The sequence below is a fragment of the Streptomyces sp. NPDC002790 genome, assembly GCF_040295505.1.
GTDB lineage: Bacteria > Actinomycetota > Actinomycetes > Streptomycetales > Streptomycetaceae > Streptomyces.
This window is the reverse complement of the sequence record NZ_JBEOVM010000073.1, coordinates 1-15827: the sequence shown is the minus strand read 5'-3', so window position 1 is coordinate 15827 and position 15827 is coordinate 1. Positions and strand designations below refer to the sequence as shown.

The following is a 15827-nucleotide window of genomic DNA, read 5'->3' as shown; positions in this document are numbered from 1 at the left end:
AAGGGGGGCCCGAACGGGGGGCCCGGCAAGGTACCGTCGGATACAGGCACCAGGAGCCGCTTACGCGAGCGTCTCCCAGGCGAAGGGGAAGCACCTCGTGGCACGCATCGGTGACGGCGGCGATCTGCTCAAGTGCTCGTTCTGCGGAAAGAGTCAGAAGCAGGTCAAGAAGCTCATCGCAGGCCCCGGTGTATACATCTGCGACGAGTGCATCGACCTCTGCAACGAGATCATCGAGGAAGAGCTCGCAGAGACCAGTGAAGTGCGCTGGGAGGAACTGCCCAAGCCGCGCGAGATCTACGAGTTCCTCGAGAGCTACGTCGTAGGACAGGAAGCGGCCAAGAAGGCGCTGTCCGTCGCGGTGTACAACCACTACAAGCGCGTCCAGGCCGGCGAGAACGGCGGGGCGAACGGGCGGGACGACGCGATCGAACTCGCGAAGTCCAACATCCTCCTCCTCGGCCCGACCGGCTCCGGAAAGACGCTCCTCGCGCAGACGCTGGCGCGCATGCTCAACGTCCCGTTCGCCATCGCCGACGCGACGGCGCTGACGGAGGCCGGTTACGTCGGCGAGGACGTCGAGAACATTCTGCTGAAGCTGATCCAGGCGGCCGACTACGACGTCAAGAAGGCCGAGACCGGGATCATCTACATCGACGAGATCGACAAGGTCGCCCGCAAGTCGGAGAACCCGTCGATCACGCGTGACGTGAGCGGTGAGGGCGTACAGCAGGCCCTCCTCAAGATCCTTGAGGGCACCAGTGCCTCGGTTCCTCCGCAGGGCGGCCGCAAGCACCCGCACCAGGAGTTCATCCAGATCGACACGACGAACGTGCTGTTCATCGTGGGCGGCGCGTTCTCCGGTCTGGAGAAGATCATCGAGTCGCGGGCCGGCGCCAAGGGCATCGGCTTCGGGGCGACCCTGCACTCCAAGCGCGAGCTGGAGGAGAAGGACCAGTTCCAGGAGGTCATGCCGGAGGACCTGGTGAAGTTCGGGATGATCCCGGAGTTCATCGGCCGGCTCCCGGTCATCACCGCGGTCCAGAACCTCGACCGCGAGGCGCTGCTCCAGATCCTCGTCGAGCCGAAGAACGCTCTGGTCAAGCAGTACGAGCGGCTCTTCGAACTGGACGGTGTGGAGCTGGACTTCGAGCGCGAGGCGCTCGAGGCCATCGCCGACCAGGCGATCCTGCGCCGCACCGGCGCGCGAGGGCTGCGCGCCATCATGGAGGAGGTCCTCCAGTCGGTGATGTACGAGGTCCCGTCCCGCAAGGACGTGGCCCGTGTCGTCATCACCGCGGAGGCCGTCCACTCGAACGTGAACCCGACGCTGATCCCGCGGGACGCCCGCGGCGGCGGCAGCGGCGAACAGAAGTCGGCGTAGCCAAGCGTCAGTCTGCATGAGAAGGGCCCCGGTCGGATCTCCGACCGGGGCCCTTCTCATGTGGTGCGGGCGGTGCGGGTGCAGACCGTCAGGACTTGACGCGCACCTCGTCGCGCAGCTTCGCCGTCGTGTCGGCCGCCTCGCTCAGCGGCTGCTCCTTCTTCGAGATGATGGCGCCGCTGTCGGAGTACACGATGTACGTGACCGTGCTGTGGTCGCCCCAGATGCACATCGGCATCTTGAAGCTCGACGGCACGCCCGCGGTGGACGAACTGCCGCCGGGCATCTCGTACTTGGCGTTCTGGCACTTGATGACGCCGTTCTTGAAGCCGGCCGGCTCGAACTTCTGGGGCGAGCCGTCGAAGGAGACCTTGGCGCCGCTCGCGCCGCCGGCGTCCGCCTTGGACTTCTTCTCCATCTCGGCGAACATCGAGTCGACGACCTTCTCCGGGTCCTCGATCTTGCCGTAGACGCCACCGAAGTTGATCGCCTTGACCGAGGTGCCGGAGCCCGCCTTGTAGCTGGCGTTCACGCTCTTGGGGTCGGTCACGCCCCACTTCTTGGCCTCCGCGACGTCGTCTTCGGTGAAGGTGCCGCTGCTGGACGTGTCCGAGCTGCTCTTCTGGTACTCGCCGAGGACCGTGGCCGGCGTCGTCAGCTTGTGCGCGCCGTCGTCCGCCACGGACGAGCCGCCGCCGCTGCTGCCGCTGTCGCCGTCGACGAAGATGAAATAGCCACCCGCCCCGAGCGCCGCCACCACGACGACCGCGGCGATCACGATGCCCAGCACCTTCTTGCTGCCGCCCCCGCCGGTGGGCGGCTGCGGCGGGTACTGGCCGTACGGAGCCTGCTGCGGCTGCCCGTACGGGCCCGGCTGCTGGGGCTGGCCGTAACCGCCGGGCGCCTGCTGCGGCGGCTGTCCGTACGGACCCGGCGGCTGCTGGGGCGGAACCCCCTGGGGCGCCTGCTGGGGCGGCTGCTGCGGGTAACCGTAGCCGGGCTGCGGCGCCTGCTGCGGCGGCTGTCCGTACGGGCCCGGCTGCTGCGGCTGGCCGTAGGGTCCCGGCTGCTGGGGCTGCTGACCGTACGGGCCCGGCTGCTGGGGCGGCTGGTTCCCGTATGGGCCCGGCTGGTTGTGGCTCATTACTGGTATTCCCTCCCGTTGCTTATGTGCTGCCGACATCCTGACGTACGCGGGTGCGATCCGTTCCACCGGATTCGGTTTCAGTACGAGCTTGTAACCCCTCTAAACTGGCCCGGTGACCGAGAACTCTCAGCAGCAGACGCCAGCGCCCACCTCCGAACTGCCGACCCAGTACGCGCCGGCCGAAGTAGAGGGGCCGCTGTACGAGCGCTGGGTAGAGCGTGGTTACTTCGATGCCGATCCCAAGAGCGAGAAGCCGCCGTACACGATCGTCATCCCGCCGCCGAACGTCACGGGCTCCCTGCACCTGGGCCACGCCTTCGAGCACACGCTGATCGACGCCCTCACCCGCCGCAAGCGCATGCAGGGTTACGAGACGCTGTGGCAGCCCGGCATGGACCACGCGGGCATCGCCACGCAGAACGTGGTGGAGCGCGAGCTCGCCAAGGAGGGCCTGTCCCGGCACGACCTGGGCCGTGAGGCGTTCGTCGAGCGGGTCTGGCAGTGGAAGGCCGAGTCCGGCGGCCAGATCGCCGGTCAGATGCGCCGCCTGGGCAACGGTGTGGCGTGGAGCCGCGACCGCTTCACCATGGACGAGGGCCTGTCCCGCGCGGTCCAGACGGTCTTCAAGAAGATGTTCGACGACGACCTGATCTACCGCGCCGAGCGCATCAGCAACTGGTGCCCGCGCTGCCTGACGGCCATCTCGGACATCGAGGTGGACTACCAGGACGACGACGGCGAGCTCGTCTCCATGAAGTACGGCGAGGGCGAGGACACCATCGTCGTCGCGACGACGCGCGCCGAGACGATGCTGGGCGACACCGCGGTCGCCGTCCACCCGGACGACGAGCGGTACGCGCACCTGATCGGCAAGCAGATCAAGCTGCCGCTGACCGGGCGCTCCATCCCCGTCGTCGCGGACACGCACGTCGACCCGGAGTTCGGCACCGGAGCCGTGAAGGTCACCCCTGCCCACGACCCGAACGACTTCGCGATCGGCCAGCGCCACGACCTCGAGGCGCTCCAGGTCCTGGACGAGCGCGGCATCATCACCGCCCACGGCCCCTTCGAGGGGCTCGACCGCTTCGAGGCGCGCTCCGCGATCGTCGCCGCGCTGCGGGCCGAGGGCCGCATCGTCGCCGAGAAGCGGCCGTACGTGCACTCGGTCGGGCACTGCTCGCGGTGCAAGACGACGTTGGAGCCGCGCCTCTCGCTGCAGTGGTGGGTGAAGGTCGAGACGCTCGCCAAGGCCGCCGGTGACGCGGTCCGCGACGGCCGGGTCGACATCCACCCCGCCGACCTGTCGCAGCGCTACTTCGACTGGGTCGACAACCTCAACGACTGGTGCATCTCGCGCCAGTTGTGGTGGGGCCACCGCATCCCTGTCTGGCACGGCCCGAACGGCGAGACCGTGTGCGTCGGCCCCGACGAGCAGCCGCCGAGCGGCGAGGGCTGGCACCAGGACACCGACGTCCTGGACACCTGGTTCTCGTCCGGCCTGTGGCCGTTCTCCACGCTGGGCTGGCCGGAGCAGACCGAGGACCTGGCGAAGTTCTATCCGAACTCGGCCATGGTCACCGGCTACGACCTGATGTTCTTCTGGGTCGCCCGGATGATGATGTTCGGCCTGTACGTGATGGACGGCGAGGTCCCCTTCAAGACCATCGCGTTCCACGGCATGGTCCGTGACGAGAACGGCAAGAAGATGTCGAAGTCCTTCGGCAACGCGGTGAACCCGCTGGACTGGATGGACACCTACGGCTCCGACGCGCTGCGGTTCACGCTGGCCCGCGGCGCCAACCCGGGCATCGACGTCCCGATCGGCGAGGACTGGGTCCAGGCGTCCCGGAACTTCGCCAACAAGATCTGGAACGCGACGCGCTTCGCGCTCATGAACGGCGCGACCGTCGAGGGCCCGCTGCCGGAGCCGTCCGAGATGACGGCGACGGACCGCTGGATCCTCTCCCGTCTCAACAAGACGGTCGCCGAGGTCGACGCGTTCTACGAGGACTACCAGTTCGCGAAGCTCTCCGACTCGCTCTTCCACTACGCGTGGGACGAGGTCTTCGACTGGTACGTCGAGCTGTCGAAGACGACGTTCATGGCGGGCGGCGAGCCGGCCAAGGTGTCCGGACGCGTCCTCGGCGAGGTTCTCGACGTTCTGCTGCGCCTGCTCCACCCGATCGTCCCGTTCGTCACGGAGACGCTGTGGACGACGCTCACGGGCGGCGAGTCCATCGTGATCGCCGACTGGCCGAAGGCCGGCAGCTTCCGCGACGACGCCGCCGAGCAGGAGATCGCGACGCTCCAGCAGGTCGTCACCGAGGTCCGCCGCTTCAAGGGCGACCAGGGCCTCAAGGCGGGCCAGCGCGTCCCGGCCCGCCTCACCCTGGACGGCACCGAGCTCGCCGCGCACGAGCCGGCGATCCGTCAGCTGCTCAAGCTGCAGCCGGAGGGCGAGGGCTTCACCGCCACCGCCACGCTGCCGGTCGCGGGCGCCGAGGTGGCGCTCGACCTGTCCGGCGCGATCGACGTGGCGGCCGAGCGCAAGCGCCTCGCCAAGGACCTCGCCGCCGCCGAGAAGGACAAGGCGCAGTCCGAGGGCAAGCTGGGCAACGAGGCGTTCCTCGCCAAGGCCCCGGACCAGGTGGTCGACAAGATCAAGGGCCGGCTCGCCAAGGCGGACGAGGACATCGCCCGGATCCGCACCCAGCTGGACCGGCTGCCGCAGGCGTAGCGGCGTGAGTCATTGACGCGCGGCCCCGAAACCCCGACCTTGGGTTTCGGGGCCGCACGCGTCGGACGCCCCTTTCAGGGGCGCGGCGAACTGCGCACACCACGGCGACACCGCACCCGCACACCCCGGCCGAACCGCCGGAGGCCTACGCCGCCAGCATCCGCTGCAACCCGTCGAAGTCGTCCACACACTTCCCGCACCCCAGCGCCACGCTGTCCAGCGGGTCGTCCGCGACGAACACCGGGATCCCCGTGCCGGAGGCGATCCGCAGATCGAGCCCCGGCAGCATCGCACCCCCGCCCGTCAGCACGATCCCGTGCTCCATGACGTCCCCCGACAGCTCCGGAGGACACTCCTCCAGCGTCGCCTTCACCGCGGCGATGATCGCCTCCACCGGCTCGTCAAGCGCGGCCCGCACCTCACGCACCGTCAGTTCGAGCGTCTTCGGGAGGCCCGCCACCTTCTCCCGCCCCCGCACGGTGAACGCCCGCATCTCGAACGCGTCCTCGCCGGGCACCGGCCACGCCGAGCCGATCGCGATCTTGATGTCCTCGGCCGTGCGCTCGCCGATCAGCAGCCCGTGCTGCTTGCGCACGTAGTCCGTGATCGCCTCGTCGAACCGGTCGCCGCCGACCCGCAGCGACTGCGAAGTGACCACGCCGCCCAGCGAGATGACGGCGACCTCGCTCGTGCCGCCGCCGATGTCCACGACCATCGACCCCCGCGGATCCGCCACCGGGAGGCCCGCCCCGATCGCCGCCGCCATCGGCTCCTCGATCAGGTGCACGGTCCTCGCCCCGGCCCGCCGCGCCGCGTGCTCGATGGCCCGCCGCTCCACCGGCGTGACCCCGCTCGGCACGCACACGACCATGCGCGTACGGGGCCGCCGCCCCGGCACCGCCTTGCGGACGAAGTGCCGGATCATCGCCTCGGCCGCCTCGTAGTCGCTGATCACGCCGCCGCGCAGCGGCCGGATCGCGGTGATCGACCCCGGCGTGCGCCCGATGGTCTCCTTCGCCTCGCTGCCCACGGCGAGCACCTCGCCGCGCCCGCCCGCCTTCATGGCGACGACTGACGGTTCGTTCAGCACGATGCCCTGACCGCGTACGTAGAGAAGGGTGTTGGCGGTGCCGAGATCGATGCCTATGTCCATGATCAGCAAGTTTGCCGGGCGGAAGACCGATCCGGAGGGACCAAGGTCCCGAAACGGACAGGCCGAAGGTCCCGAACCGGGACGTCGGGTGGCGTCCGACGCGCTGTCGGTGGACCTCCGTAGACTGGCGTGTGTGAGTGACCTCCCCCCGCGCGACAGCAGCGACTACGGCTCCCCCGACAACCCCGACGACGCCGACCAGTTCGAAGAGATCGTCGGCGAAGAGACCACCCGCGATCCCGACCTCGCGGTGATCGAGGCGGGCAGCCGCACCCTGCGCACCCAGTCGGCCCCGCCGCAGGGTGACGGGATCCCGGCCCGCCCGCAGGACCCCGAGGTGGAGAAGGCGCTGCGGGTGGTGGAGGCGGAGCTCGCCACGCGCTGGGGCGAGACGAAGCTGGAGCCCTCCGTCGACCGCATCGCCGCGCTGATGGACGTGCTCGGCGAGCCGCAGCGCGCATACCCCTCGATCCACATCACGGGCACGAACGGCAAGACGTCCACGGCCCGCATGATCGAGGCCCTGCTCACGGCCTTCGACCTGCGCACCGGCCGGTACACCTCGCCGCACGTCCAGTCGATCACCGAGCGGATCAGTCTGGACGGCGCCCCGATCGACCATGAGCGCTTCATCGAGACGTACGAGGACATCAAGCCGTACGTCGAGATGGTCGACTCCCAGCAGGCGTACCGCCTCTCCTTCTTCGAGGTGCTGACCGGCATGGCCTACGCGGCCTTCGCGGACGCCCCGGTGGACGTCGCGGTCGTCGAGGTCGGCATGGGCGGCAGCTGGGACGCGACGAACGTGATCGACGGATCGGTGGCGGTCATCACCCCCATCGACCTCGACCACACCGACCGGCTCGGTGAGACGCCCGGCGAGATCGCCGGCGAGAAGTCCGGGATCATCAAGCAGGACGCCTCCGTGATCATGGCGCAGCAGCCGGTGGACGCGGCGCAGGTGATCCTCAAGAAGGCCGTGGAGCGGGACGCGACGGTGGCCCGCGAGGGCCTGGAGTTCGGCGTCGTCCGCCGCGAGGTCGCCGTCGGCGGCCAGTTGGTGACGCTGCGCGGGCTCGGCGGCGAGTACGAGGACGTCTTCCTGCCGCTGCACGGCGCGCACCAGGCGCACAACGCGGCGGTGGCGCTCACCGCCGTCGAGGCGTTCTTCGGCATCGGCTCGCAGCACGCGCGCCTGCTCGACATCGACACCATCCGCACCGCGTTCGCCTCGGCCACGTCGCCGGGCCGCCTGGAGATCGTGCGCCGCTCGCCGACGGTCGTCCTCGACGCCGCGCACAACCCGGCGGGCGCCCGCGTCACCGCCGAGGCGATCCGCGAGGTCTTCGACTTCAGCCGCCTCATCGGTGTCGTCGGCGCCAGCAGTGACAAGAACGTACGGGGGCTCCTCGAGGCCTTCGAGCCGATCTTCGCCGAGGTCGTCGTCACGCAGAATTCCAGCCACCGGGCCATGGACGCCGACGACTTGGCGGGCATCGCGGTGGAGGTCTTCGGCGACGAGCGCGTCCAGGTCGAGCCGCGCCTCGACGACGCGATCGAGGCCGCGATCACGCTCGCCGAGGAAGAGGGCGAGTACGCGGGCGGGGGAGTGCTCGTCACCGGTTCCGTCATCACGGTCGGCGAAGCCCGGCTGCTCCTGGGGAAGGGCTGATCGCCGTGCGTATTCTCTGTTCCTCGACCCTGCTCGCCGAGTTCTTCGTCATCGGCTTCGCCGGGCTCGTCGCCATGAAGGACCCCGACCTCTCGGGCGGCCTGGTGTGGACGGTGAGCGGCGTCGCGATGCTGCTCAGCGTGCTGCTGTGCGGCATGGTGACGCGGCCCGGGGGAGTGCAGCTCGGCTGGGCGCTGCAGATCGCCCTGATCATCAGCGGCTTCTTCGTCCCCGTCATGTTCTTCCTCGGCGCCTGCTTCGCGGCCCTGTGGTGGGCCTCGGTCCACTTCGGCCGCAAGGTCGACGAGGCCAAGGCCCGCTTCGCGGCCCAGGCCGAGCACGCCTGAGCTGTTCTTGGCCGTGCGGGTGGGCAAATCAAGCCCCTGCGGCGTTTGAGCAGCGGGGTCCGGTGCGGAGCCCCGGGGGTTGGCCCCGGACCCCGCGCCCGCCCGCCTGCCGCGGCGCCGGTCACGCCCTGTAACCTCGGGCGTCACCGCACACCTAGGCCCACAAGGAGTCCCGCGAATGACCCAGCGCACGCTCGTCCTGCTCAAGCCCGACGCCGTCCGCCGCGGCCTGATCGGCGAGATCATCGGCCGCTTCGAGCGCAAGGCCGGCTGGACGATCAGCGCGCTCGAACTGCGCAGCCTGAGCCAGGAGACGCTGGAGGCGCACTACGGCGAGCACAAGGGCAAGCCGTTCTACGAGCCGCTGGTCGACTTCATGTCCTCAGGCCCCGTCGTCGCCCTGGTCGTCGAGGGCGAGCGGGTGATCGAGGGCGTACGCCAGCTGGCCGGTCCGACGGACCCGATCGCCGCCGCCCCCGGTTCGGTCCGCGGCGACTTCGGCACCATCGTCCGCGAGAACCTGATCCACGCCTCCGACTCCGAGGAGTCCGCGGCGCGCGAGCTGAAGCTTTTCTTCCCCGATTTCGCGTAACGGGTCGCCTTTCCGGTCTTCACTATTCCGGACTTCGACTCACTCGCATGAGACACCCGGTGTCCGCTCCATGAGACCGGCGAGTTCGTTTTCTGATGCAGCGTCAGTCACGGAGCGCCACTGACCAGGAGCGGCCCGAGAATTCGGGCCGCTCTTTTGCATATGCGGCCCGATCGGGGGAACGCACTCCTCCGTCGGGACGTCCCCATTAGCGGGGCAGGGACTCCCATGCTGACAATGGCGAAGACACTCGCGCCGTGATCGTGCAGGCGAGACTACGATGGAGCCTCCACGCCACACGCGTCCACCTCTCGCCTACCTGACAAGCCATCAAACGCTCCACTTGGGAAGGCCAGACGAATCCTGATGGGGAACTCAATGTCGTTCATCGGCCGTGACATGGCTGTCGACCTCGGGACCGCCAACACGCTGGTGTACGTCAGGGGTCGAGGGATCGTGCTCAATGAGCCGTCCGTGGTCGCCATCAACACCAACACCGGCGGCATCCTCGCGGTCGGCGCCGAAGCCAAGAAGATGATCGGGCGCACGCCGGGCAACATCGTGGCGGTCCGGCCACTGAAGGACGGCGTGATCGCCGACTTCGAGATCACCGAGCGAATGCTCCGCTACTTCATCCTGAAGGTGCACAAGCGGCGCTACCTCGCCCGGCCTCGCGTCGTCGTCTGCGTGCCGTCCGGCATCACCGGCGTCGAGCGCCGCGCGGTCATCGAGGCCTCCTCGCAGGCCGGTGCCCGCCAGGTGCACATCATCGAGGAGCCCATGGCCGCGGCCATCGGCTCCGGCCTCCCGGTCCACGAGGCCACGGGCAACATGGTGGTCGACATCGGCGGCGGCACCACCGAGGTCGCGGTGATCTCGCTCGGCGGAATCGTCACGGCGCAGTCCATCCGCGTCGCGGGCGACGAGCTGGACAACGCGATCATCCAGCACATCAAGAAGGAGTACTCACTCCTCCTCGGTGAGCGCACCGCCGAACAGATCAAGATCACGATCGGCTCCGCGTACGACCTCGACTCCGACGAACACACCGAGATCCGCGGCCGCGACCTCGTGTCGGGGCTGCCGAAGACCGTCGTCATCTCGGCGGCGGAAGTCCGCAAGGCGATCGAGGAACCGGTCAACGCGATCGTCGACGCCGTGAAGACCACCCTCGACAAGTGCCCGCCCGAGCTGTCCGGTGACGTAATGGACCGCGGCATCGTTCTCACCGGTGGCGGCGCCCTGCTGCGCGGCCTCGACGAGCGGCTGCGCCGCGAGACCGGCATGCCGATCCATATCGCCGAGGACCCGCTGGACAGCGTGGCGCTCGGTTCCGGCAAGTGCGTCGAGGAGTTCGAGGCGCTCCAGCAGGTTCTGGACGCCTCGCCGCGCAGATGACATGAGGCGAAAACGTCCGCCGTACGAGTGCCTGCCACTTCGTGCGGCGGATCGTTGATATATAGGCAAGGCATAAGAAATCCTCAGAGGAAGGCACGGCCGCCGCACGTGAGGGACACACGAGAGAGCCGGCTGCTCCTGGTGCTGCTGATCGCCATCGCGTTCGCACTGATCACGGTGGACATCCGCGGCGGCGAGGACTCGCCTGTCGAAGGTGCCCGGCACGCCGCCGCCACGGTCTTCGGCCCCGTGGAGAACGGCGTGTCCGGCGCGGTCGACCCGATCGGCAACGCCATAAGCGCGGTCCGCGACTCCGACAAGCGGCACAACCGCATCGGCGAACTGGAGCGGGAGAACGCCTCCTTGAAGGCGAAGCTCGGCAGCGGCGACCGCAACCGCAGCAAGGTCCGCCAGCTCGACGCCATGCTGAAGACGGCGGGCGCGGGCCAGTACGGCATCAAGGGCGCCCAGGTCATCGCCATCGGCTCGGCGCAGGGCTTCTCCTGGACCGTGACCATCGACGCCGGCGCCAACGACGGCATCCAGCGCGACATGACGGTGCTCAACGGCGACGGACTCGTCGGCCGCGTGACGACCGTCGGCCCGAACACCGCCACCGTGCTGCTCGCCAACGACCCCGACTTCACCGTCGGCACCCGCATGGAGAAGTCCGACGAACTCGGCTTCGCCTCCGGGCAGGGCGACCGTCCGCTGCGCGTCCAGCTCCTCAACGGCAAGGCCAAGGTGAGCAAGGGCGAACGGCTCGTCACCTTCGGCTCGCAGTCCGACAAGCCCTTCGTGCCCGGCGTCCCGGTCGGCCGCGTCGTCCGCGTCGACCCCTCCGGCGGCGACCTCACCCGCACCGTCTACGTGAAGCCGTACGTCGGCTTCACCAAGCTCGACGTCGTCGGCGTCGTCGTGCAGGCGCCGCGCACCGACCCGCGGGACACGGTGCTGCCGAAGAAACCCGCCAAGCCCAAGCCGACGCCCACCGTGACCGTGACGGCCACCCCGGGCGCGGACGGCAACGGCAACGCCGAAGCCAACGGCAACGGCGAGAACGCCGCCGACAACAACGCAGACCAGCAGCAGTAGCAGGAGGAGCAAGGAATCATGCGCTTCAACCGAATGCTGCTCTCCACGGTCCTTGTCGTCGTGGCCCTCGTCCTCCAGGTCTGTGTCCTGGCCCGGCTGCAACTGCCCGGCGCCGTCCCCGACCTGATGCTCCTGACCGTCCTCGGCCTGGCCCTCGTCTACGGGCACGTGGGCGGCGCCTTCGTCGGCTTCGGCGCGGGGCTGCTCGCCGACCTCGCCCCGCCCGCCGACCACGCCGCGGGCCGCTACGCCCTCGTGCTCTGCGTCATCGGCTACCTCGCGGGCCTCGCCAAGCCCGACAGCGGCCAACTGCGCTCGGCGGCGGGCCCCATGCTCGTCGTCGTCGGCGCCGCCATCGGCACGACCCTGCTGTACGCGGGCGTGGGCGCGCTCGTCGGCGACACCGCCGCCCGCGACGTCGGCCTCGGCAGCCTCATCTTCACCGCCGCGCTCTACGACCTGCTGCTCGCGCCCTTCGTCGTCCCCGGAGTGATGGCGCTCGCGAGACGCGCCGAGAACGATCCGCTGGGGGAGTCCCCCGGCGGCTCCGCCAAGGCCGCAGACGTCTCCTCCGGCTGGCTCTCCGGCGGTGGCACGGGCCTGAGCATCGGCGGCCGGACCGGCGGCCTGCGCATGCGGACGGTCAAGGCGCGCGCCTCCCGGGCGGGCCGCATCAAGGGGGTCAAGCGCCTGTGAGCGCACCGCAGTTGACCACCCGGGTGGCGTACGCGCACAGGTTCAGCGTGTACACGTACCACTGGCCGCACTCGTACACGCACTGAGAGGGGGAGCACGCCACCGTGACCAACATCCCCGAGACGGGCCGCACTCCACGGGTCCAGATCCGCCTCATCATCCTCCAGATCCTCGTCCTCTCCCTCCTGCTCACCCTCGGCGGCCGTCTCTGGTACCTCCAGATCCGCAACGGCGACGAGTACGCCAAGGAGGCCTCCGGGAACCACGTCCAGCAGGTCGTCACGCCCGCCACCCGCGGCTCCCTCCTCGACGCCCGCGGCATCCCGCTCGCCGACAACGAGACGCGGCTCGTCGTCTCCGCCTCCCGCACCGACCTGATGAAGATGGACGACGAGGGCAAGGCCGTCCTCGCCAAGCTCGCCAAGGTCCTCGGTCTCAAGGCCAAGACCGTCGAGGAGAAGGTCCGGCTCTGCGACGCGAAGACGCCGCAGCCCTGCTGGAACGGCTCGCCGTACCAGCCCATCCCGATCACCGACGAGGCCACGCCCAAGCAGGCCCTGCAGATCCGCGAGCGCAGCGAGGACTTCCCCGGCATCACCGCCGAACCGACCGCAGTGCGCCGCTACGCGGGCCCCGGCGGCTCCAACACCGCGCAGGTCCTCGGCTATCTCTCCCCGGTCACCGACGCGGAGATCGAGAAGGCCAAGAACTCCGACTCGCCGTACCTGCGCTCCGACCAGGTCGGCCGCAGCGGCCTCGAGCGCACCTACGACAAGGACCTGCGCGGCAAGGCAGGCGTCACCCGCTACGAGGTCGACAACCTCGGCCGCGTCATCGGCCGCGCCAAGAGCGACAAGGCCGAACCGGGCGCGAACGTCGTCACGTCGATAGACGCCCGCGTGCAGTCCGTCGCCGAGAAGGAGCTGCAGGCGGCGATGAAGGCCGCCCGCACCGAGTTCGACAAGAACACCGGCGAAAACTACAAGGCCGACTCCGGCTCCGTCGTCGTGATGGAGGCCAAGACCGGCCGCGTCGTCGCCATGGCCTCCAACCCGACGTACGACCCGAACGCCTGGGTCGGCGGCATCTCCGGCAAGGACTACGCCCAGCTCACCGGCAAGAAGTCCAACTACCCGCTGCTCAACCGGGCGATCCAGGGCCAGTCGGCGCCCGGCTCCATCTTCAAGGTGATCTCGTCGACCGCCGCGGTCAACGCCGGTTACCCGTTCAACGGCCGCTACCCGTGCACCAGCTCGTACTCGATCGGCAGCCAGGTCTTCAAGAACTTCGAGTCGGAGAACTTCGGCCCGATCAGCCTCGGCCGCGCCCTCGAGGTCTCCTGCGACACCGTCTTCTACGGCATCGCCCACAAGGAGTGGCAGAAGCTCGGCGGCATCCACCCCAAGAGCGGCGTCGACACCGACGACTCCTTCTACAAGACGGCCCACCAGTTCGGTCTCGGCAAGGAGACCGGCGTCGACCTCCCCAACGAGGTCAGCGGCCGGGTCCCCGACCGGAAGTGGAAGCAGCAGTACTGGAAGGCCAACAAGGACGCCTGGTGCAAGGGCGGCAAGAAGAACGGCTCCTACGTCGAGCGGCTCAACTGGGAGAACTGCCGCCAGGGCAACGTGATGCGCGCCGGTGACGAGGTCAACTACTCCATCGGCCAGGGCGACACGCTCGTCACCCCGATCCAGATGGCCAGGATCTACGGCGCCATCTCCAACGGCGGCACCCTCTACCAGCCCTCGGTCGGCAAGGGCGTGATCAGCGCCGACGGCAAGCAGGTCAACGAGATCGCGCCGAAGGTACAGGGCAAGCTGCCCATGACCAAGCAGACTCAAGCCCACATCGACCAGGCCCTCGCGGGCGTCGCGACCCGCGGCACCGCCGCCTGGCGCTTCGGCGGCTGGCCGCAGGACAAGATCCCGATGCACGCCAAGACCGGCACGGCCGAGGTCTACGGCAAGCAGACGACGTCCTGGTTCGCGACGTACACCAAGGACTACTCGGTCGTCATGACGATCTCCCAGGGTGGTACGGGTTCCGGAGCCTCCGGCCCCGCCGTCCGCAAGATCTACGACGCGATCTACGGCGTCGACGACAAGGGCGGCATCAACAAGAAGAAGGCCCTGCTGCCCGAGCCGGAGAAGAACCTGCCGAAGATCCAGAAGGACGGTTCGATCGACGCCCCGGAGATCAAGCCGGTCCAGCCGAACAAGCAGGCGCCGCCCACCCAGCAGGACCTGGCGGCGGCCCTGCCCACCTCCCCGTACACCAGGAGGGACTGACCGGTGACAGGCAACGGCTTCTCCGTCTCCGGCTACGGGCCGCAGCGTTCCACCATGACGCGGCTCATGGCCCGCGACTCGGTGGTGCGCAGGCTCGACTGGCCGATACTGCTGTCGGCGATCGCGCTGTCGTTCATCGGCGCCGCGCTCGTCTTCTCGGCGACCCGGAACAGGACCGAGCTCAACCAGGGCGATCCCTACTACTTCCTGTTCCGGCACCTGCTGAACACCGGGATCGGCGTCGCGCTGATGGCGGGCACGATCTGGCTCGGCCACCGCACGCTGCGCACGGCCGTGCCGATCCTGTACGGCATCTCCGTCTTCCTCGTCCTCCTCGTGCTCACCCCGCTCGGCGCGACCGTGAACGGGGCGCACGCCTGGATCCTCTTCCCCGGCGGCTTCTCCCTCCAGCCCTCCGAGTTCGTGAAGATCACGATCATCCTGGGCATGGCGATGATCCTCGCGGGCCGGGTCGACGCGGGGGACCGCGAACACCCCGACCACCGCACGGTGTTGCAGGCGATCGGTCTCGCCGCCGTCCCGATGCTGGTCGTCATGCTGATGCCGGACCTCGGGTCCGTCATGGTGATGGTGATGATCGTGCTCGGCGTGCTGCTGGCGTCGGGCGCCTCGAACCGGTGGGTGCTCGGCCTCATCGGCGTCGGCGCGGCGGGCGCGGTGGCGGTCTGGAAGCTCGGCGTCCTGGACGACTACCAGATCGCCCGCTTCGCGGCCTTCGCCAACCCGGCGCTCGACCCGGCGGGCGTCGGCTACAACACCAACCAGGCGCGCATCGCGATCGGTTCGGGCGGGCTCTCCGGCGCGGGCCTCTTCCACGGCTCGCAGACCACCGGGCAGTTCGTGCCGGAGCAGCAGACGGACTTCGTGTTCACGGTGGCCGGTGAGGAGCTCGGCTTCCTGGGGGCGGGGCTGATCCTGCTGCTGCTCGGTGTGGTGCTGTGGCGGGCGTGCAAGATCGCGCGTGGCACGACTGAGCTGTACGGCACGATCGTGGCGGCGGGCATCATCGCCTGGTTCGCGTTCCAGGCCTTCGAGAACGTCGGCATGACGCTGGGCATCATGCCGGTCGCCGGCCTCCCCCTCCCCTTCGTCTCCTACGGCGGCTCGTCCATGTTCGCGGTGTGGGTGGCGGTGGGGCTACTCCAATCGATCAAGGTGCAGCGCCCGATGTCGGCGTGAGGCTGCGACGGGGTTGTCCGCCCCCACCCCACCCCTTCCCGAAAGTCCTGCCGGACGGGCCTGCTCAATCGCCGCAGGGGCTGTAAGCAGCCCTGCCGGGCGGGCCTGCTCAATC

Annotated in this window: 12 protein-coding genes; 10 read left to right on the top strand and 2 right to left on the bottom strand. The window is 69.1% G+C overall.

What is annotated here, in order from left to right:
- The first annotated feature begins 97 nt into the window (after positions 1-97).
- Complete coding sequence (gene clpX / locus ABT004_RS26030; protein ID WP_351341421.1) at positions 98-1384, top strand: ATP-dependent Clp protease ATP-binding subunit ClpX; 1287 nt, start codon at positions 98-100, stop codon at positions 1382-1384.
- Between the two features lie 88 nt (positions 1385-1472).
- Here clpX and ABT004_RS26025 read toward each other — a convergent pair whose 3' ends face one another.
- Positions 1473-2528 (bottom strand): hypothetical protein, encoded by a 1056-nt coding sequence (locus ABT004_RS26025; protein ID WP_351341418.1) that lies wholly within the window; start codon positions 2526-2528, stop codon positions 1473-1475.
- Positions 2529-2643: 115 nt separating this feature from the next.
- Between ABT004_RS26025 and ABT004_RS26020 the strand changes: the two genes are divergently transcribed.
- Positions 2644-5268: a valine--tRNA ligase gene (locus ABT004_RS26020; protein ID WP_351341415.1), complete on the top strand. Its 2625-nt coding sequence runs from the start codon at positions 2644-2646 to the stop codon at positions 5266-5268.
- A gap of 145 nt (positions 5269-5413) precedes the next feature.
- Here the strand turns inward: ABT004_RS26020 and ABT004_RS26015 are convergent, their stop codons facing one another.
- Positions 5414-6421 carry a rod shape-determining protein gene (locus ABT004_RS26015; RefSeq protein ID WP_351341412.1) on the bottom strand — a complete coding sequence of 336 codons (1008 nt, stop codon included), beginning with the start codon at positions 6419-6421 and terminating at the stop codon, positions 5414-5416.
- Positions 6422-6554: 133 nt separating this feature from the next.
- Here ABT004_RS26015 and folC point away from each other — a divergent pair, with 133 nt between their 5' ends.
- From folC to rodA, 8 genes are all read left to right on the top strand, one after another.
- Entirely contained in the window at positions 6555-8093 is a 1539-nt protein-coding gene (gene folC / locus ABT004_RS26010; RefSeq protein ID WP_351341410.1) for a bifunctional tetrahydrofolate synthase/dihydrofolate synthase, read from the top strand.
- A gap of 5 nt (positions 8094-8098) precedes the next feature.
- A complete protein-coding gene (locus tag ABT004_RS26005; protein WP_351341407.1) occupies positions 8099-8440 on the top strand; it encodes a DUF4233 domain-containing protein in 342 nt (113 codons plus the stop codon).
- A gap of 178 nt (positions 8441-8618) precedes the next feature.
- Positions 8619-9032, top strand: coding sequence for a nucleoside-diphosphate kinase (ndk, locus tag ABT004_RS26000; protein ID WP_351341404.1), 414 nt, complete (start codon positions 8619-8621; stop codon positions 9030-9032).
- Between the two features lie 378 nt (positions 9033-9410).
- A complete protein-coding gene (locus tag ABT004_RS25995) occupies positions 9411-10430 on the top strand; it encodes a rod shape-determining protein (RefSeq protein WP_266719674.1) in 1020 nt (339 codons plus the stop codon).
- A 108-nt stretch (positions 10431-10538) separates the two neighbouring features.
- Entirely contained in the window at positions 10539-11525 is a 987-nt protein-coding gene (gene mreC / locus ABT004_RS25990) for a rod shape-determining protein MreC (protein ID WP_351341400.1), read from the top strand.
- A gap of 18 nt (positions 11526-11543) precedes the next feature.
- Positions 11544-12221 carry a rod shape-determining protein MreD gene (gene mreD / locus ABT004_RS25985; RefSeq protein WP_351341397.1) on the top strand — a complete coding sequence of 226 codons (678 nt, stop codon included), beginning with the start codon at positions 11544-11546 and terminating at the stop codon, positions 12219-12221.
- A gap of 104 nt (positions 12222-12325) precedes the next feature.
- The gene (gene mrdA, locus ABT004_RS25980) at positions 12326-14512 is read left to right on the top strand and encodes a penicillin-binding protein 2 (RefSeq protein WP_351341394.1); all 2187 of its coding nucleotides are present in this window, start codon (positions 12326-12328) and stop codon (positions 14510-14512) included.
- A 3-nt stretch (positions 14513-14515) separates the two neighbouring features.
- Positions 14516-15712 carry a rod shape-determining protein RodA gene (rodA, locus tag ABT004_RS25975; protein WP_351341391.1) on the top strand — a complete coding sequence of 399 codons (1197 nt, stop codon included), beginning with the start codon at positions 14516-14518 and terminating at the stop codon, positions 15710-15712.
- Positions 15713-15827 lie beyond the last annotated feature (115 nt).

What these genes read in the sequence shown, in the direction of transcription:
- ndk (WP_351341404.1), top strand. Translation starts at nt 8,619, where the DNA reads ATGACCCAGCGCACGCTCGTCCTGCTCAAGCCCGACGCCGTCCGCCGC.
- ABT004_RS25995 (WP_266719674.1), top strand. Translation starts at nt 9,411, where the DNA reads ATGTCGTTCATCGGCCGTGACATGGCTGTCGACCTCGGGACCGCCAAC.
- ABT004_RS26025 (WP_351341418.1), bottom strand. Translation starts at nt 2,528, where the DNA reads ATGAGCCACAACCAGCCGGGCCCATACGGGAACCAGCCGCCCCAGCAG.
- mreD (WP_351341397.1), top strand. Translation starts at nt 11,544, where the DNA reads ATGCGCTTCAACCGAATGCTGCTCTCCACGGTCCTTGTCGTCGTGGCC.
- ABT004_RS26015 (WP_351341412.1), bottom strand. Translation starts at nt 6,421, where the DNA reads ATGGACATAGGCATCGATCTCGGCACCGCCAACACCCTTCTCTACGTA.